16 protein-coding genes are annotated in these 18,564 nt (G+C 71.5%); 9 read left to right on the top strand and 7 right to left on the bottom strand.

The window, feature by feature from the left end; genetic code table 11:
- Nucleotides 1-10: 10 nt before the first annotated feature.
- Entirely contained in the window at nucleotides 11-637 is a 627-nt protein-coding gene (locus tag WAB15_RS35100) for a TetR/AcrR family transcriptional regulator (protein ID WP_407288746.1), read from the bottom strand.
- A 98-nt stretch (nucleotides 638-735) separates the two neighbouring features.
- Here WAB15_RS35100 and WAB15_RS35095 point away from each other — a divergent pair, with 98 nt between their 5' ends.
- Nucleotides 736-1,422, top strand: coding sequence for a hypothetical protein (locus tag WAB15_RS35095; protein WP_407288745.1), 687 nt, complete (start codon nucleotides 736-738; stop codon nucleotides 1,420-1,422).
- Between the two features lie 5 nt (nucleotides 1,423-1,427).
- On the opposite strand, the gene WAB15_RS35090 is transcribed toward WAB15_RS35095, so the two are convergent.
- Entirely contained in the window at nucleotides 1,428-2,363 is a 936-nt protein-coding gene (locus tag WAB15_RS35090) for an alpha/beta fold hydrolase (RefSeq protein WP_399145372.1), read from the bottom strand.
- 53 nt (nucleotides 2,364-2,416) lie between these two features.
- On the opposite strand from WAB15_RS35090, the gene WAB15_RS35085 reads away from it, so the two are divergent.
- Nucleotides 2,417-3,145: a TetR/AcrR family transcriptional regulator gene (locus tag WAB15_RS35085; RefSeq protein ID WP_407288744.1), complete on the top strand. Its 729-nt coding sequence runs from the start codon at nucleotides 2,417-2,419 to the stop codon at nucleotides 3,143-3,145.
- Nucleotides 3,146-3,276: 131 nt separating this feature from the next.
- Complete coding sequence (locus WAB15_RS35080) at nucleotides 3,277-3,792, top strand: helix-turn-helix transcriptional regulator (RefSeq protein WP_399145370.1); 516 nt, start codon at nucleotides 3,277-3,279, stop codon at nucleotides 3,790-3,792.
- Nucleotides 3,793-3,899: 107 nt separating this feature from the next.
- On the opposite strand, the gene WAB15_RS35075 is transcribed toward WAB15_RS35080, so the two are convergent.
- The 3 genes from WAB15_RS35075 to WAB15_RS35065 all read right to left on the bottom strand — a co-directional run bounded on the left by WAB15_RS35075 (nucleotide 3,900) and on the right by WAB15_RS35065 (nucleotide 6,637).
- Nucleotides 3,900-5,375 carry a SulP family inorganic anion transporter gene (locus WAB15_RS35075; protein WP_407289347.1) on the bottom strand — a complete coding sequence of 492 codons (1,476 nt, stop codon included), beginning with the start codon at nucleotides 5,373-5,375 and terminating at the stop codon, nucleotides 3,900-3,902.
- A 26-nt stretch (nucleotides 5,376-5,401) separates the two neighbouring features.
- A complete protein-coding gene (locus tag WAB15_RS35070) occupies nucleotides 5,402-5,995 on the bottom strand; it encodes a carbonic anhydrase (protein ID WP_407288743.1) in 594 nt (197 codons plus the stop codon).
- Nucleotides 5,996-6,271: 276 nt separating this feature from the next.
- A complete protein-coding gene (locus WAB15_RS35065; protein ID WP_399145368.1) occupies nucleotides 6,272-6,637 on the bottom strand; it encodes a hypothetical protein in 366 nt (121 codons plus the stop codon).
- 383 nt (nucleotides 6,638-7,020) lie between these two features.
- On the opposite strand from WAB15_RS35065, the gene WAB15_RS35060 reads away from it, so the two are divergent.
- Entirely contained in the window at nucleotides 7,021-7,626 is a 606-nt protein-coding gene (locus WAB15_RS35060) for a GNAT family N-acetyltransferase (protein ID WP_407288742.1), read from the top strand.
- A 25-nt stretch (nucleotides 7,627-7,651) separates the two neighbouring features.
- On the opposite strand, the gene WAB15_RS35055 is transcribed toward WAB15_RS35060, so the two are convergent.
- Together WAB15_RS35055 and WAB15_RS35050 are read right to left on the bottom strand one after the other, a co-directional pair.
- The gene (locus WAB15_RS35055) at nucleotides 7,652-8,272 is read right to left on the bottom strand and encodes a sigma-70 family RNA polymerase sigma factor (protein ID WP_407288741.1); all 621 of its coding nucleotides are present in this window, start codon (nucleotides 8,270-8,272) and stop codon (nucleotides 7,652-7,654) included.
- A 305-nt stretch (nucleotides 8,273-8,577) separates the two neighbouring features.
- The gene (locus WAB15_RS35050; protein ID WP_407288740.1) at nucleotides 8,578-9,183 is read right to left on the bottom strand and encodes a hypothetical protein; all 606 of its coding nucleotides are present in this window, start codon (nucleotides 9,181-9,183) and stop codon (nucleotides 8,578-8,580) included.
- A gap of 243 nt (nucleotides 9,184-9,426) precedes the next feature.
- Between WAB15_RS35050 and WAB15_RS35045 the strand changes: the two genes are divergently transcribed.
- From WAB15_RS35045 to WAB15_RS35025, 5 genes are all read left to right on the top strand, one after another.
- The gene (locus WAB15_RS35045) at nucleotides 9,427-10,932 is read left to right on the top strand and encodes a PepSY-associated TM helix domain-containing protein (RefSeq protein WP_407288739.1); all 1,506 of its coding nucleotides are present in this window, start codon (nucleotides 9,427-9,429) and stop codon (nucleotides 10,930-10,932) included.
- Nucleotides 10,933-11,097: 165 nt separating this feature from the next.
- On the top strand, nucleotides 11,098-11,829 hold the full coding sequence (locus WAB15_RS35040) for a haloacid dehalogenase type II (protein WP_407288738.1): 732 nt from the start codon (nucleotides 11,098-11,100) through the stop codon (nucleotides 11,827-11,829).
- Between the two features lie 91 nt (nucleotides 11,830-11,920).
- Entirely contained in the window at nucleotides 11,921-12,328 is a 408-nt protein-coding gene (locus WAB15_RS35035) for an effector-associated constant component EACC1 (protein ID WP_407288737.1), read from the top strand.
- Nucleotides 12,325-15,075: a caspase, EACC1-associated type gene (locus WAB15_RS35030; protein ID WP_407288736.1), complete on the top strand. Its 2,751-nt coding sequence runs from the start codon at nucleotides 12,325-12,327 to the stop codon at nucleotides 15,073-15,075. Before WAB15_RS35035 ends, WAB15_RS35030 begins: the two co-directional genes overlap by 4 nt.
- Nucleotides 15,076-15,270: 195 nt before the next feature.
- On the top strand, nucleotides 15,271-18,492 hold the full coding sequence (locus tag WAB15_RS35025) for an NACHT domain-containing protein (RefSeq protein ID WP_407288735.1): 3,222 nt from the start codon (nucleotides 15,271-15,273) through the stop codon (nucleotides 18,490-18,492).
- Nucleotides 18,493-18,564: the final 72 nt, after the last annotated feature.

Genomic DNA, 18,564 nt, shown 5'->3' with positions numbered 1-18,564 from the left:
GACCGCCCGGTCAGGCGCTCCTGAGCGTCTCGAATCCCGCGCACAGGAGCCCGACGCTTCGCCGGAACTTCTCGTCCTGGCCCAGTCGGGGCAACTGCTCCATGACGAGGGGGAAGCGGGCGCACAGGTCGGCGTAGGTCTCCGCGGTGACGGTCGGCGCCTGGGGCTCGGTCTGCTCCTGGAGTACGAAACCGGTGACGTGGCTGAGGAGGGTGTCGGCCGCGATGCCGCAGTGCTCGGCGGGGACGCCGGCGTCGAGCAGGGTCTTCAGCAGACGCTCCATCAGGGACAGACCGCCGGGGCTCAGCGCGCTGGGGCTGTCGGCCAGCAGGAGCGCGCCGCCCGGGTGCTGCTTCAGGCTCCGGCGCAGCGCGGTGGCCTGCGCGTCGATCGCTTCCCGCCATGTCGCCTCGGGCGGGAGCGCGGCCAGGGCGGCACCGCCGGCGTCGTACGCGTGCCGGCAGACGCGGTCGGCCATCAGGGCGAGCAACTCCTCCTTGCCGCGCACGTGGTAGTAGAGGCTGCCCGCGTGGGCATCGAGCCGCTCGGCCACTTGGCGCATGGACAGGCCGTGGTATCCGGTTTCGGCGAACGTGGCCATGCCGGCGTCGACGATCCGCTCCTTGGTGAGCTTCATGGATCCACCGTAGCAACTTTTCGAACACCGTTTGAAAAGTTGTGCTAGCGTCACGGCCGACCGATTTCGAACACTGTTGGAAGAGGGCTCGGGGGAACATGGGTGGGCTGCTGTTCGGCGCGACCACGGCCGCGTTGATGGTGATGATGATCAATAGTGGGCTCGGCGCGGCGGGGCGGGACTCGCTGCGCGGGCGGCCCGTCCCGTGGGTCGCGGTCGGGCTGACCGCGCTGGCGGTGGCCGGTGTCGTCCTCCAGCTGTGCTGGGCGGGGGCGATGGCCGCGCTGGACAACGACCCCGCCAGGAGCGGCTGGTGGCGGGTGTTCACTTCGGTGTTCATGCAGAACGGCGGCGTCGGCGGCGCGCTCTGGAACCTCGCCACCCTGGCCTTCGTGGCGGCGCTCGCGCAGTGGCTGTGGGGCGGTCGGCTGACGGTCCTGTTCTTCGTCGCCGGGATCCTCCTGCCGGAGCGGATCGACGCCCTGCTCGGCCTGGGCGGCAGCCCCAGCACCGACCCCCGCAACTTCGCGGGCAGTTCCGGCGCCACCTACTTCCTGGGGGCGACCCTGGCCGCGGCCCTCCTGACGCGCAGTCGGATCAGGAAGGAGCAGGCGCTCGCGGTCGGCGTCCCGGCGCTCGGGCTGCTGATGTGGTGCGCGCAGGACAACGGCCACGGCCTCGTCGCCGTATACGGATTCGCGCTCGGCACCCTCACCTGGGCGGCACTGCGCTGGATGTCGCGCGCGGGGACTCCGCGTGCCACGACGGAGCCCCGCTCCCGCTGAGCGCTTCAGTCGACGGACGGTCGGGGCAGGGTGCGATACGTGTCGGCCACCGCGCGGAGTTCGGCGGCGACGTCGGCCCACGCGTATGCGGGGAGTTCATGGCCGACTCGGGGCAGGAGGACCAGGCGCGAGCCGGGGATCCGGGAGGCGATCGCCTTTGCCGCGCCGGGCTTGATGAGGGGATCGTCCGCCCCGTGGAGGACGAGCGCGGGATGGGTGACGGCGCTGATCGACGGCCCGTGCCACTGGGCGCCGATCTGACGGCTCTGCGCCTGCGGGTCGTGGATGCCGCGGTCGACGTTGCGCGCGACGGCCTCTCGGGCGGCCGGCTCGTCGAAGGGCCGGTTGGGCGAGGCGAGCAGGCGGGAGACCTCGACACCGGCCGCGAGCGCCCCCTCGGGCGTATCGGGAAACCGCAGGCGGGCGAACTTCGCCAGCGTCCCCAACCGGATGTACCGCATGGTCCGCAGTCCCGAGGTGTCTCCGGGGACGGCCGCCATGGAGATGAGGGTCCGGACGCGACCCGGGTGCCGTAGCGCCACGCGCTGCGCGACGGCTCCACCGAGGGAGACGCCCATCAGGTGTGCGGATCGCCACCCCAGGGCGTCCAGGACGGCAACGGTGTCATCCGCCATGTCCTCGGCCGTGTACGCCGCTCCGCGCCTGGCGAAGAGCGCGGTGATGGGGTTGCCGGTGGAAGTGGGCGGCAGATGCGTCGACTCCCCGCCGTCGCGCTGGTCGTACCGGGCCACGGCGAAGCCCTGCGCGGCCAGCATCCGGCACAGCCCGTCCGGAATCCACAGCCGGTTGGCGCCCAGCCCCGTGGCCAGGAGAAGCGGCTCACCGTCGGCCCCTTCGGTCAGCGAGTCGAAGGCCAGCCGCACCGCGCCGTTCTCCGCCCAGCGGACCGGGCTCCACAGGTTTTTCCGGGTGGGGGACATGCGTACCTCCATAACTGCGATCGATGTTCGCAGTTTTAGAGTAAGGGGTATCCATGGGAACGCAGGAGGCGGGTGGAGGAATGGCCGAGGAACAGGTGACGGTCTGGGCGCGGCCCGAGCGCGGGAGGCGCGGCCCCGCGGCCGTGCACAGCCGCGCGGAGCTGGCCGCCGTCGCCGTCGAACTGGCCGACCGGGGCGGCCTGTCGGCGGTGTCGATGCGCCAGGTGGCCAAGGAGCTGGGCACCGGACAGGCGTCCCTCTACCGCTATCTCTCCGGCCGCGAGGACCTGCTGGACCTGATGACGGACGCGGTGGCGGAGGAGATCGATCTCGACGTCCCGCTCCGCGGCGACCCCGTGGCGGACCTGGTCGCCCTGGCCGCCCGGGCCAAGGCCGTCCATCTGCGGCACCCCTGGCTCCCGAACGTCCCGCCGGAGCCGCTGCGGCCGGGGCCCAGGAGCCTGGACTTCCTGGAGTACGCCCTGCGGGCCATGGCGTCCGTCCGGCTGCCCGGCCCGGCCAAGCTGGAAGTAGTCGCCCTGATGAACGCCTTGGTCACCCAGTTCGCCCGGGCCGAACTCCAGGGCAGCCGCGGAAACACCGACCGCCAGGCGGCGCAGACCGCCTACCTGAGCGAGGCGGCCACCCAAGGAGACCATCCGCATATCGCGGCCGCCCTGGCCGAGCACACCGGAGCGGGCCCGACCGAGGATGCGCAGGTGCGGTTCGAGCGGACGATGCACCGGGTGCTCACCGGGCTCGTGCTGCCCGAACCCTCCTGATGAGCACTTCGGTCGCCGCGCCTACCGCCGACCGAAGCGGTCCGCCCCCACCACCGTGCGGCAGCGCGTGCGGAGCGACCGCGCGGGTGCGCACTTCTACGGACCGCCGGCCGTCGCGATACCGTCGCGCCATGCCTGACGCCCGGTTGACCACGCCCTCGTTCCTCGTCCTCGGCATCATCGACAAACTGGGCGAGGCCAGTCCGTACGACGTCAAGGGCGAGGCCGCCCGTACGGTGGCGCCGTTCTGGTCGATGCCGCACGCGCAGGTCTACGCGCAGTGCGACCGCCTCGTGGAGGCGGGTCTGCTGTCGGAGGTCCGGCAGTCGGGCGGGCGCAACCGGCGGCTGATGAAGCTGACCGCGGCGGGCAAGGCGGCTCTGGAGGAGTGGCTCACCGACCCGGCCTTCGTACCGGTCGAGGCGCGCGAACGCGGCATCCTGAAGCTGTGGTTCGGGGCCCGCCCGGAGGCGCTCGCCCCGGTACAGCTGACCGAGCATCACCACACGCTCGCCAACTACGAGGAACTTGCGGAGACCGTGGGCGACGCGCTGACCCGGGGACAGCGCGAGGCGCTGGAGTTCGGGATCCGTTATGAGCGGATGATGGTCGATTTCTGGCAGTGGGTGAAGCGACGCGGCGCATGATGCCGCCGCGGAGATCGGCCACACCGTGACGGGCCCGCCGCCGTGGTGTCGGCGGCGGGCCCGGGCCCGTAGGCGGGGTGCCCCCCGAAGGGGAGCCCCGCCCGGCCTCAGGTGACGGAGGCCATCCGGACCGGTTCGACGCCCTCGGCGCTGTGGCGGGCGGCCCAGTGCTCCAGGGACATCCGGCAGGCGTGGTCGAGGTGGCGCAGACCGGCCAGGTGCAGTTCGATCGGTCGGTTCTGCGGCAGGGCTTCGAGGGTGTCGAGGATCTTCGGCAGCCGCAGGAACGTGGCGTTGCCGGTCAGGTGCGCCTGGATCGGACCGGCGCCCTTGTCGATCACGTCGATGCGCACATGCGAGGTCTCCCACGCCGTCTTGGCCACGGCCAGGGCCAGGCCGATGAGCACGCCCTCGAACATGCTCACCGCGACGATCGCCACCGCGGTGACGGCCAGGATCAGCGCCTCGCCCCGGTGTTCACGCCACAGCTTCCCCAACTGCCTTACGGGGACGAGCTTGCAGCCGGAGTGCACCAGGACGCCCGCGAGCGCCGCGAGCGGGATGACGCCGAGTGCGGCGGGCAGCAGTGCGGCGAAGAGCAGCAGCCACAGGCCGTGCATCACCCGCGACGCCTTGGTCCGCGCCCCGGCCTGCACGTTGGCGGCACTGCGGACGATCACCGCGGTCATCGGCAGCGCGCCGAGCAGTCCGCAGACCGTGTTGCCGGCGCCCTGGGCCATCAACTCCTTGTCGTAGTCGGTCCGCGGACCGTCGTGCAGCCGGTCCACCGCGGCCGCGCTGAACAGCGACTCCGCCGACGCGATCAGCGTGAACGCCAGCACGGTGCCGACGACGCCCACACCGGCGAGCCGGTCGAGGTCACTCAGGCCCGGCGGCTGGACGGCCTCCAGGAGGCCCTGCACCTCGACCTTCGCCACGGGCAGCTCGAAGAGGGCCGAGGCAGCGGTGGCCAGCGCGACCGCGGCCAGCGGCGCGGGCACGACCTGCACGGCCTTCGGCAGCTTCTTCCACAGCACGAGGACCGCGATCGTGCCCGCGCCCAGACCGAAGGCCGTCAGCGCGGTGCCGGAACCCATGGTGGCGACGAGCATTCCGGGCAGCCCGGCGATCTTGTCGATGCCGCTGGACGGGGCCTTGGTGTCGGCCATGGCGTACAGCTGACCGGCGATCAGGACCAGTCCGATCCCGGCGAGCATGCCCTCGACGACGGCCACCGAGATGGCCCGGAACCAGCGGCCGAGCCGCAGCGCGCCCATGAGCAGCTGGAGCAGGCCCGCGGCGAGCACCAGCACACCGAGCGCCGCCACGCCGTACTCCTGCACCGCCTCGTAGACCAGCACCGTCAGTCCGGCGGCCGGGCCGGAGACCTGCAGGCTGCTGCCCGGCAGCAGGCCGGTGAGGAGTCCGCCGACGATGCCGGTGACCAGGCCGAGTTCGGCCGGCACCCCGGAGGCGACGGCCACGCCGACGCACAGCGGCAGGGCGACGAGGAAGACGACGAGGGAGGCGGCGAAGTCGCGCCGCAGATCGAAGGAGCCGGACTTCCCACGGAGGCCGAACAGGCCGGTCCGCTGCCGGTCGGGCGCGCTCACAGCGCGCGGAAGGCGTCGGCGTGCGGCTGGTGGGCCAGCACGGAACCGGTGTGGATCTCGTAGAACCAGCCGTGCAGGCCCAGCCGTCCGTCCGCCACCCGCGCGGCCACGCACGGGTAGCCGCGCAGGCGGTCGAGCTGGTCCAGGACGTGCGACTGCACCGCCTCGGCGATGTCGGGGGCCGTGGAGTCCGTACCGTCCGGCAGCGGTGTCGCGTGTCCGAGCCAGTCGCGGACGGCGGGCACCGCCGTCAGGTCCTCGTCGCGCAGCATCGCGCCCACCGCGCCGCAGTGCGAGTGGCCGCACACGATGATGTCGGCGACGCCGAGAACCTCCACCGCGTACTCGATGGTGGCCGCCTCGCCGGCGGGCTGAGACCCGCCGTGCCGCGGCACGATGTTGCCCGCCGTGCGCAGCTCGAAGAGCTCTCCGGGGCGCGCTCCGGTGATCAGGGACGGAATGACCCGGGAGTCCGAGCAGGTGATGAACAGGGCGTGCGGCGACTGCCCTTCGGCGAGGCGGCTCCACTCCTCCGGCCGCCGTGCGGCCAGTTGCGGGAAGGAGCGGGCATGGTCGATGAGGTGCTTCATGTGAGAGGTGCCTCCTGAGCGCCCTTGGGGCGCGTCGGTGTGACGGGAGACCGCGTCGGTGTGACGCGGATCGTGAAAGTGGTGAAGGTGTACGGAGCGAGCGCGCGACCGGCGGGAAGTGCCGGCATGCGCCGGGAAACGGGGAATCACCAGGAATCGCCGCCCGGCGGGGTGTCTGCGCGGACGTGACCTGAACCCGCGTCTGAACCGCGTACGGAAAGCGTGTACGGGACCGGCGCGACGCGCTCGCGAACCGTGGCTCGCGCTACCTTCCGCTCAGCAGCGGAAGACCTGGAGCGCGGCGCGGGATCTGTCACCCGATGCTTCGGTGTCGCCGTGGCGCACGGCGCCGGAAGCCTCAGGAGCGGCGACGACGGTGACGGCGACGGGTGACGGTGCGTCGGGGACCGCCGAAGGCGTGGGCACGCCCTCGGGGTCCTGACGGCTACGGGTGGTCCAGTGGTGTCCGGACGCCTCTTCCGGCACTGGAGGGTGATCGAAGGACACGGCCTGTCCACCGGTGCCGGCGGGCGCGGCCAGATGGGCCTCCGTTCCGCGGGCCCCATGGGCGAACAGCTGGAGAACCAGCAGGGCAGCGGCCAGCATTCCCAGGAGCGCCTGGACCGTTCTGGCTCGTGTCACTACTCGGCTCCTCACAGAGAGTCGGGCTGTACAACGGGTCGGACGGTGTGCGTGCTGACGGCCTTACTCGGCCAATGTCCGTTCAGAAGTTTAAGGGGGCCGGTGTAGGCAGCGGGTTAACTCGCTGTGAACTCAACCCTGTCCGGGGCCGCGACCCACCCGACCCCGCCCCCTCTCCGTCTTACTCCCCGGCCCGTGAGATCAGGGCCACGAACGCATGGGCCGTCTTTCGCACATGCAACATCGCCAGCGGCACGGCTCCCCCTCCTTGTCTCGATCCCGATGCCTCACCTTACCCCGACTTGGTAATGGATGTCATTTCCATTAGCGTAACGGGCCTGGACATCCCCCTCCCCCACCCCACCTGGAACGACATGCACGACATGCACGATCGACGGCACGGGCAGGCCCCGCAGACCATCGGCCCGCACCCGATCACCCCGCAGACCATCGGCCCGTACACCATCCGCCCGGCCGAGCCCCGGGACACAGCCGGCGCGCGCAGCGTCATGCTCGACACCTTCTACCGCGAGTTCGACTACGGATATGTGCCCGCATGGCATCCCGACGTGATCGACATCCAGGGCAGGTACCTGGACGACCCGCGCCATCAGCTGATCGTCGCCCTGTCCGGCGACGAGGTGGTGGCCACCACCGGGTTGCTGTCGCGCGGCCCGGCGCACCCGCCGCACCCTCGCCGGCTCGCCGAGCGCTACCCCTCCGGCTCCACCGCACAACTCGTCCGGGTCTACGTCCGCCCCGAGCACCGGCGGCACGGGCTGGCCCGCGCGATGGTCACGATGGCCTGCGAGTTCGCCGCCGCCACCGGGGGCTACGACTGCGTCTACCTCCACACCAACGTCGACGTCCCGGGCGCCCAGGCCTTCTGGAACAGCATCGCCAAGGAGGTCTTCGACGCCAGAACCACCGGCGAACACGGAGCGGGCTTCGGCACCGTGCACTACGAGATCCCCCTCCCGCCCCGCTGACCGGGAATCGGCGACCGGGAACCGGCTAGGCCACGACGGCACGAGGGACCCGGGCCGCGTCCTCGGCGGACCTCAGCCAACCGGTGAGGTCGGCGCGGGCCCGGGCCACCCGGGAGCGCACGGTGCCGATCGGGCAGCCGACGACCGCCGCGGCATCGGCGTAGGGCATGCCGACGAGCTGGGTGAGGACGAACGCCTCGCGGCGCGCACCGTCGAGCGCGTCGAGCAACTCGCCCAGGGCCAGGCCGTCTTCGAAGCCCGGCAGTCCGCCGGGCTGCCGGTGTTCCGCCACCGCCTGCCAGTCGTCGACGTCGGCTATGCGCGGGCGGGCGGCGGCGGACCGGTAGCGGTCGACCACCACCCGGCGGGCGATGGACAGCAACCAGTTGCGGGCGGAGGAGCGCCCGGCGAACCTCGGCAGCCCTATGAGGGCGCGGAGGTAGGTCTCCTGGGCGAGGTCGTCGGCGCTGTCCGGGTCGCCGCACAGGTGGGCCACGAACCTCCACACATCGCGGTGGGAGGCGCGGATGAAGCGCTCGACGGCGTCGGGGTCCCCGCCCCGCGCGGCCAGCGCCAGGCCGGTCAACCGCTCGTCATCGACGGTAGTCCGCGAACCGCGGGCCGGACCGACAAGGGCAGGAATCATCGCCACACGTCCTTCGGGGTGCGGGGCCGCTCAACAGGCGCAGGTCCACGCACGCACGTCCACGGGGGCAACCGGGCGTACGTCCATGGGCGGGCCGGAGGGCCCGAGGGCCAGGGGCCGGTATGTAGGGCGGCGCCGCCAGGTGAGGCGATGAGGGCGGCAGCCGCGCGCACACGCCGGTACTCCGCACGTCACCGGGTCAGTGCGGCAACGCACCGTGCGGGAGTGGGAATACGAACGTCCCGGACGGGCGTGCGGCACGACGGAATCCCGGACGTCGCCGGGGGATCAAGGTGGACGCGCGGTCAGCAGCAGGGCGAAGGGCCGGGTGGACCCCTGCGGGAGACCGCGTACTGCAGGCACACTCCGCGCAGGCGCACCAGACGGCCTCGGCCGGCCGCGGGGCGAACGGGCAGCCTCGGACCCCGGCCCAGCGACGTCAGAACCAACAGCAAGGGCGCGAACAGCGCCGCGGCCACGCTGCGGGCGAGCCGGAACACCGCCTTCTCACCACGCCACAGCCACCAGCCGCACACCAGGGCGGCCACGGCGTGCGCGAGGACCATGCCCGGTGATCCATGGCTCGAATGCAGCGGCTGCACCCGGCCCATCCCCATATCCATCGGGTGCGACGATCGGAGCGCAAGGGACGCCTGCGCCAGTCCGAACAGGGCGTGCAGCCCGAGCTCAGCGAGGACCGTGGCACCGATGACGGCGAAGGCGCCCCGTTCCCGTCCGGCTCGCCACCAGGCCGCCGCGCCCGTCGCGCCGAAGGCGGCGCCCCACACCCACCAGGGCAGGGGACGCGCGGACATCAGGGCATGCCCCAGGGCCGCTGTCGTCACGCACACGGCCGCGAAGATCGCGGCGCGTACCGCACGTAAAACCGACCCGGCCGTCATGTCTGACATCGTGCCATCGCCTTCGGACACTCCGGGAGGGTCGGCGCGGGGCGCATTCGCGCATTCGCGCCTTCGCACAACCGTGCCGCCGTGCCTCCGCACCGCACGACGACCAGATGTGTGACCCGGCTCACACTTCGCTCTCGGAACTCGTTCCTCCCCGCGTCCGACTCCCTGTGCGGCACGGCAGCGGGCTCAGCAGCGGGCTGAGCCACCGCACGTTCGCGACCATCGCCGAACCGGGAGGCCCACGTGACCACCGAGCAACCTCTCGCGTCGAGCACCGCCGGCGAGACCCCGGATCCCACCGACCCCGGTGAGCAGCCGGCGGCGACGACCCGGCGGGCCGGTTGGGCCGCCCTCCGCCCCCTGGTGCTGCGGCTGCACTTCTACGCCGGTGTCCTCATCGCGCCCTTCCTTCTCGTCTCCGCGGTCACCGGGCTGCTGTACGCCGGCTCGTTCCAGGCGGAGAGGCTGGTCTACACACACGAGTTGACGGTCCCGATCGGTACGAGCGAGCTGCCGCTTTCACGGCAGATCGCCGAGGCCCGCGACGCGCATCCGCAGGGCAAGATCGCCTCCGTACGCCCGGCACCGGAGCCGGGGGCCACCACCCGCGTCCTGCTGTCCGGCGTTCCGGGCGTACCCGACGACCACCAGCTGTCCGTCTTCGTCGACCCCTACACGGGCGAGGTCCGGGGAGCGTTGGACACGTACGGCGCCACGGGCGCGCTGCCGCTGCGCACCTGGCTCGACGACCTCCACCGCGATCTGCACCTGGGCGAGAACGGCCGGCTCTACAGCGAACTGGCCGCCAGCTGGCTGTGGGTGGTCGCCGGGGGCGGGCTCGCGCTGTGGATCGGCCGCAAGCGGACGAACCGCCGACTGCGGGCCCTCGCACTGCCGGACCGTGCCGCCACCGGGCGCCGCAGGTCGCTGTCCTGGCACGGCGCGGTCGGTATCTGGGCGGCGGCCGGCCTGTTCTTCCTCTCCGCGACCGGCCTGACCTGGTCCACGTACGCCGGGGCGAACATCGACGAACTCCGCCAGTCTCTGGGGCAGGCGACCCCGACGGTCTCCACGGAGGTGGCCGGGGAGCACGCCCACCACGGCGGCTCCGGAGGGATGGCGGGGATGCCCGGCATGCCGGGGACGGACGGGAAGCAGCGCGGCAGGCAGGGCGGGTCCCCGGCTGGTGACGTGGGCGTCGACGAGGTGCTGAAGGCGGCCCGCGCCAAGGGGCTGTCCGACCCGGTCGAGATCGTCCTGCCGGCGGACCAGGGCACCGCCTACGTCGTCAAGCAGGTCCAGCGCAGTTGGCCGGAGAAGCAGGACGCCATCGCCGTCGACCCGGCCACGGGTCAGGTCACCGACGTCAAGCGCTTCGCCGACTACCCCGTTCTGGCCAAGCTCACCCGCTACGGCATCGATCTGCACACCGGCACCCTCTTCGGGCTCGTCAACCAGGCCGCGCTGGCGGCGCTCGCCCTCGCCCTGATCTTCCTGATCGTCTGGGGCTACCGGATGTGGTGGCAGCGCCGCCCCACCCACGACCGCGTCCTGTCCTTCGGACGTCCGGTCGCGCGCGGCGCATGGCGTCAGATCCCGCTGCCCTTGCGGCTGCCGCTCGTGGTGGTCGCGGCGGTGGTGGGCTGGGTGGTGCCGCTGCTCGGCATATCGTTCGTCGCGTTCCTGGTCGTGGACCTCGCCCTCGGCCAGGTCGCGCGCCGCCGCGGCGCACCGTCCTCCGCCAAGTAGCGCTTCGACGGGGGAAGTTACCCGGACACCCCGAACACCTCGGACACCTCGACACCGAAGAGCCCTTCTCGCCACCGCAGGCGCCCCTCCCCCGCCACCTGCGGCATGATCGGTAAGGCACGCACCCGGAGCCGGGTGCGACGACAAACCGAGGGGGTGGGTCTCATGGACGTCGATGCCGCCGTGTTCGATGTTTTCGGGACGATGACCGACTGGCGTTCCGGCGTCACCGACGCGCTGGCCGCGGTCGGCGACCGGGCCGGTCTGCAGGCGGACTGGCCCGCCGTCGCCGACGCCTGGCGGCGCCGCTACCGTCCGGTCCTGCACAGGTTCCTGGCCGGAGAGCTGCCCTGGCGGCCGCTGGACGAGCTGCACCGGCTCATGCTCGACGAGGTGCTCGCCGAACACGGGCTCACCGCCCTCGGAGAGTCCGAGCGGCACCGGCTCGTACGGGCCTGGCACCGGCTGAGTCCCTGGCCGGACGCCGCAGCCGGCCTGGAGCTGCTCCATGAGACCCCGGTGCTCACCGCGACGCTGTCCAACGGAGGCGTCGGCCTGCTCACCCGCCTCACCAAGCAGGCCGGGCTCCGCTTCGACTGCATCCTGTCGGCCGAGCTGGCCACGTCCTACAAGCCCGACCCGCAGGTCTACCGCATGGCCGCCGAACTGCTCCAAGTCGAGCCGCGACGGCTCCTGATGGTGGCCTGCCACCCCGACGATCTCGAAGCGGCGGCCGGTGCCGGACTCCGTACCGCTTACATCCCGCGCCCGCTGGAGTGGGGACCGGACGCCGAGCCGGTCGATCCGCCCGCCGGAGTCGACCTCATCGCCGGCGACGTGATGGACCTCGCCCGCAGGCTGGCCGGGACCGGCACAGTCAACACACCAGTCTCATGACATGCGCTCCGCGCCCCGGGGCAAGTGACTAGCATTGGCACTTCTGTTGGGGGTCCCACGCGGCCTTCACCCCCTAGGGAGGAACGCAAGGGTGCGGGTCGAGATCATCGTGGACGGGCACGACGAGGAAGGAAGCTCCTCGACGGCGTCCCTGACGTCCTTGTACCGCTGGCTGGCCCAGGATCCGGAGGTGGCCCAACAGGCCGAGATCTCACTGGACTCGGGGCCCGTCGGGGCCGGTGACATGGGCGGCGCGTTCGAGGTGATCAACGCGGTGCTCACCCATGGCATCGCCCTCAGCAGCCTGGCGGTGGCCTGCGCCACATGGCGGTCCAGCCGCCCCACGGCACCCGCCGTACGGATCGAAATCGACGGTGTCACCGTCACCGTCGAGGACGGGTCCCCTGAGGCCGTACGCCGCATCGTCGACGCCCTGGGAGAGCCCCTGGCAGAACCGCGGACACCGGTGAGCGGGGTCGGGACGGACGCCCAGCAGTGACGACGGAGTTACCCGACCCGGCCGAGTCGCGGGCACTACTCATCGGCGTCCATGAGTACGCGAGTCTGACCGCCCTGCCCGCCGTCGAGCGCAATCTGGCCGGGCTCAAGCGGGCGTTCATGGATGAGACGCTGTGGGGGCTGCCGGACGCGCACTGCCGCGTGCTGCCCCAGCCGGAGAGCGCCGAGGCGGTGCTCGACACGCTCCACAGCGTCGCCTTGCAGGCCACCGACACCCTGGTCGTCTACTACGCGGGCCATGGACTCACCGACCCGTACAGCGACGAGCTGTTCCTGGCGCTGCCCACTTCGGACCAGAAGCGCATGTACCGCGCCCTGCCGTACGAGTGGGTGCGGCGGGCAATTCTCGATCCGCGGGTCAAGGCCCGGCGCAAGGTGGTGATCCTGGACTGCTGCTACAGCGGTCGGGCGCTGCTGGGCGGTATGAGCGGCACCGATCAGGTCGCCGATCGCGCGCTGATCGAGGGCACCTGCCTGATGGCGGCCGCCGCCGAGACCCGTACGGCGCTCTCCCCTCCTGGTGAGGAGTTCACCGCCTTCACCGGCGAATTGATCACCGCCCTGGCAGAGGGCATCCCCGATGGTCCGCCCCTGCTGGACATGCACACCCTGTTCCGGCATCTGCACACCAACCTGGCGGCCAAGGCCAGGCCCCTGCCGCAGCAACGCAACCGCAACACGGGCGGGTCGATCGCGCTGGCCCGCAATCGGGTCCATCTCCGCGAGGACCGGGACCTGGGGACGGACTCGGCGCCACCGTCTCCTTCCTCTTCTCCCCCACCGCCTTCTACTCCCTCACCGGATACTTCACCCTCACCGGCTCCGGCTCCGGCTCCGGCTCCGGCTGAGCCTCCCACCGAGAAGAGGGAGAAGCCCGCCCGGACCACCGTGTCCCCGCAGCCGAACAAGGCACCGCAGACCACCGGCTCTCCCCAGCCGAGTAAGTCCACAGGAGTCGACCGGCCACGGCTCAAGATCGGGCTGGCGGCGGCGCTGGCGGTGCTGCTGGCCGCGGGTATCCCGGCCGTCCTCAACTGGCTGCCGGGCGGGTCCGACGAGAGCGGCGGCTCCGGCGCCAAGTACAACGCCGCGACCAAGGGAGTCGTCAACACATCGAGCGTACGCGGCGGAACATTGAAATTCGCCGGACAGCAACCCGACTCCTTGGACCCGCAACGTAGTTACTACGGCTTCGTCTGGAACTTCGCCCGCTACTACACCCGCCAGCTCGTGACCTACGCGCGCAAGCCGGGCTCCAAGAGCACCGAACTCAGACCGGATCTGGCCACCGACAGAGCCAAGGTCTCCAACGGCGGCAAAACCTACACCTACACCCTGCGCAAGGGGCTCACCTGGGAGGACGGCTCCGCGCTCACGTCCAGGGACATCAAGTACGGCATCGAGCGTCTCTGGGCCCAGGACGTCGTCTCCGGGGGCCCGCTCCACCTCCAGCAGGCGCTCGACCCCGAACGCACATACCAGGGTCCGTACAAGGACACATCGCGCGACAAGCTGGGCCTCGACGCGATCCAGACGCCCGACCGCAACACCATCGTCTTCCGATTGCCCAAGCCGAACAGCGATTTCGAGTATTTGCTGGCCATGACCGCCGCTTCACCCGTGAAGCGGGAGAAGGACACCGCGGCCAGATACGGCAACCGCCCATTCTCCAGCGGGCCGTACAAATTCCGTTCCTACGCGCCGGGCAAATCGCTGGAGCTGGTCCGCAACCCGCACTGGCACAAGCCCTCCGACCCCGTCCGCTCGGCGCTGCCGGACAAGATCACGGTGGACTTCGGAATCCGTGGGGACGCCCTGGACGCCGGCCTGATGGCCGGTAGGTACCACCTGGCTTTCGGCGGTGCCGGGCTCGGCCCGTCCGCCCGGGCCAAGGCGCTGCAGGACGCCACCCAGAAGAACAATCTCGACAATCCTCTTACCAACGTGGTCCGTTACGCGGCCTTCCCGAAGTCGGTCAAGCCGATGGACAACGACCACTGCCGCAAGGCCGTCGTCTACGCGGCCGACCGCAGGGCCCTGCAGACCGCGTTCGGGGGTGTCACGGGCGGCGATATCGCCCCGAACATGCTGCCGCCTCGTCTCGCCGGTTCGGACCCCACGTACGACCCGTACGGCGTGCGCAAGAACGGCGGCCGGCCGAATGTGGACAGGGCCAAGGAGGAATTGAAGGCATGCGGCCGTCCGCAAGGGTTCACCACGCACATGGCGGCGCGCAGTGACAGGCAGGGGGAACTGGACGCCGCCGAAGCCCTCCAGGAATCACTGAAGAAGGTGGGCATCAAGACCCAGATCGATCAGTTCGACGGACTGCAGAGGGACGAGCGGACCGGTTCTCCGGCGGCCGCGCAGAAGAACGGCTACGGCATCGTCCTGGACAACTGGAGCGCCGACTTCCCGACCGGGCAGGCGTTCTGGCAGCCGCTGGTCGACAGCAGATTCATCCTGCCGAGCGGCAACTACAACATCTCCCAGGTCGATGACCCGTCCATCGACAAAGCCCTCGACTCGGCGATCGCCGACACCCGACCGGAATCGGCCGCCCCGTTGTACGCGATGGTCAACCGCTCGGTCGCAAAGTCCGCCTACTATCTGCCGTTCGTCTACGACAAGGCCGTCACCTGGCGGAGCCCCCGGCTGACCAACGTCTACACGTCGGACGTCTACGGCGCCTACGACTTCGCCTCACTGGGCGTCAAGGAGCCATAGGGATGTCTCCAGCCTTGCCGCCGGTAGGGAACCGGTTTCCGCGCGGTCGGCGTAGTACAGGTGTGGCGGCGCTGGCGCGCGGCGGGGCGACCGTGCGCCCTGACGTGAGACGGGCCTCCGCGGATAAGGTGAACAGGCATCGGGGGAACCGCGGGCCCGGTACGGGCACGCGGCGCTGGTGAGGGAGGGGCTGCTGTGGACGGCGGCACGGTGGGGCTGCGGATCGCGTCGGCGGTGGTCGTACCCCTGCTCAAGCGGCTGCTGCTGCCGCCCGCGAAGGCGCCGGGGGCGGAGTTCGGCGAACGTCCGATCCCGATCCGGCGGCTGGTGTCCTTCGCCAAGGAGCACCGCACCCTCACCGAGGACGATCTGCACAAGATCGCCCGCGAGTTGGTCCGCCGCGCCGTGCGAGCCGCCGGGCCGCACGATCCGCCCGTCGGCGCCGATGAGCACGACGCGGTCGGGCAGGCGCTGACCCGCACCCTGCACGCGCTCGGCGACCTCGACATCGACGATGTGCACGCCTTCGCCCTGGGACCCGAACGGCTGGCCGCGGAGCTGTCCAGGGTCGCGGGCCCCAGCACCCGCCGGCTCCTGAGCGACGACGCCGCCCGCTTCCACGACCGGCTGCTGGAGACGGCCTGCGTCCATCTGGTGCGCTTCTTCAGCCAGCAGCCGGGCTTCGCGGCCCGCGCCCAGATCGAGCAGAGCCGCGAGCTCCGCGAGCAGAGCGAGAAGCTGGACCGGATCCTGCAACGGCTGCCGGACATCAGCCGGCAGGACATGCGGTTCGAGGAGGAGTACGCGCGCTACATCGTCGAGTGCCACGGTCGGCTGACGATCTACGGCGTCGATCTGCGCGAACCGGACGGCCAGGACTGGCCGTTGGAGACCGCGTACCTGAGCCTGGAGGCCATGCCGTACCGCGGCGGAGCCGACCCGCTTCCGGTCGCGATCGGCGAGCCGGGCACCGACCGGGACGCGGAGGCCGAACGGGCCGCGGGCCCGGCCGACGCGGTGTTCGCCAGCCATGAGCGGGCGCTGCTGCGCGGGGTGGCGGGGACCGGCAAGACGACCCTCGTGCAGTGGCTGGCGATCACCACGGCGCAGCAGGACCGGGTGCCCGGCGGTCTGTCGCAGCTGCTCGGGCGGGTCCCCTTCGTGCTGCCGTTACGCACCCTGGCGCGCAAGGACGCCGACCTGCCCATGCCCGAGGACTTCCTGCGCTGGATCGGCTGCCCGCTGGTGGGCACCCAGCCCGAGGGATGGGCGGCCCGGGTTCTCCAGCACGGCCGCGGAGTGCTGCTGATCGACGGGGCGGACGAGATCCCGAAGGACGACCGGACCCGCGCCCGGGCGTGGATCAGGAAGCTGCTCGCCGTCTTCCCCGGCAATCTGTGGCTGCTCACCTCCCGCCCGTCCGCGTTGGAGCGGGGCTGGCTCGGGCGCGAGGGCTTCCAGGAGTTCACGCTGACCGCGATGCGGCCCGCCGACATGAAGCAGTTCATCCGACGCTGGCACACGGCGGCCGGGGCGTCGCGGGAGCTCGGCGAGTCGCTCACGCTGTCGCTGCGCAGCAGCCCCGAGCTGAGCCGGCTGGCGACCAACCCGCTGATGTGCAGCCTGATCTGCGCCCTGCACCGCGAACGCCGCGGCTTTCTGCCCCAGGGCCGCGCCTCCCTGTACGAGGCGGCGCTCTCCATGCTCCTGGAGCGCCGCGACCTGGAGCGCGAGGTGTACGGCCGCGGCCGCAGGCCGGAGCTGGACGAGAAGGCCGCCACGGAGCCGCTGCAGAAGCTCGCGTACTGGCTGATCCGCAACGAGCGGACGCAGCTGGACTGGCCGGACGCGGTGGACGTGGTGCGGCGGCTGCAGCCCTCCGTGCCCCGGCTGGCCGAGGTCGGGACGGCCGAGGAGGCCCTGCAGCACCTCCTGGAGCGGTCCGGTCTGCTGCGCGAACCCGCCACCGGCGCGGTGGACTTCATCCATCGGACCTTCCAGGACTTTCTGGGCGCCAAGGCCGTGCTGGAGGAGCGCGATATGGGCATGCTGGTGAACAACGCACATTTGGACCAGTGGGAGGACGTGGTGCAGATGGCCGTGGCACAGGCCCGTCACCAAGAGCGCGCCGACCTGCTGACGCGCCTGCGGGAGCGCGGGGACCGGGAGAAGGACGCCGCGGTGCAGGCCAGGCTGCGGCTCCTCGCGCTGGCCTCGCTGGAGCAGGCCACCCGCCTCGAGCCGACCGTGCGCCAGGCGATCGAGGACCGGGCCGCGCGGATGGTCCCGCCGCGCAGTCTGCGCGAGGCCAGGTCGCTGGCGCGTACCGGCCCGCTGCTACTGGGCCTGCTGCCCCGGGCGGGGGAACTGGCGGGCGACGAGGAGCTGGCCACGGTCCACGCGATATGCCAGATCGGCGGGGACGCCGCCATTCCCAGGCTCCGGGAGTTCCTGGGCACCGACCAGCCCGCCGTACGAGCCCAACTCCTGGGCCACTGGGACCGGTTCGACACGGACGTGTACGCCGAGGAGATCGTGCGCCCCCTGCTCGAAGCCGCCCCCGAGGAGGCCGTCACCGTACGCTCGCGCGCCGAGCTGGACGCCCTGCGCACCATGTCGGGCTATCAGCGCGTCGGTCTGCACGGCGACTTCAGTCCCGAGGAGATCCGCTCCACGCTCGACCCGCGCCGGCTGCGCGAGCTGCGGCTGCGCAACACCCTCCAGCTGGAGGACCTCGATCTGCTCTCCGCCTACCCCGGGCTCGAAACGCTCGTCCTGCAGGGGTGCCGGAACGTGAAGGACCCCACGCCGCTGACCCGGCTGCCGCGCCTGCAACGGCTGGAGCTGCGGGACCTGCCGCAGTTCGAGCCGCTGCTGAAGCTGGCGGACTGCCCGCGGCTGGAGGGGCTCCTGGTCGGGCCGGAGGTGCCCTGGCGCGGTCTGCCCGACCTGCCCCGGGCCGCCGAGCTGCGCCTGCTGTCGCTGCCGCCGGCCGCGGCCCAGATGGGGGGCATCGTGGCCTGTCGTGGGCTTGAGGAGCTGAGGCTCCAGGACGCCAGCGAGCGGCTGACGCCGGACGAATGGGGCTCGCTCATCGGCAGGTTGTCGAATCTGCGCAAGCTGACCCTCTCCCCGCAGCAGCTGAGCATGCTGCTGTTCGCGCCGCGTACCCAGATCCCCCAGGTCACCCACCTCGACGTGCGGGCCAGGGCCGGTTCGCCGGTGCCGCTGCGGCGGATCGCGCTGCGCCTTCCGGGGCTTGAGGAGATCCATCTGTCGCAGGTCGCGGAGCTCGATCTGGCCTCGCTGGCCGGACTGCGCCGGCTGCGCCGGGTCCGGCTCGCCTACCCGGGAGAGGTCCGGGGGGCGGACGCGCTTCCGGAGAGCGTCGAGCTGGAGATCTATCCGCACCCCTGACGCACCGTCGATGCACCGTCCATGCGCCCCCTGACGCCGGGCGTGCCACCGTTCGCGCCCCGCGTACGCCGC

This window comes from Streptomyces sirii, assembly GCF_045690365.1.
Lineage (GTDB): Bacteria > Actinomycetota > Actinomycetes > Streptomycetales > Streptomycetaceae > Streptomyces > Streptomyces sirii.
This window is presented reverse-complemented; position numbering and strand designations above follow the sequence as displayed.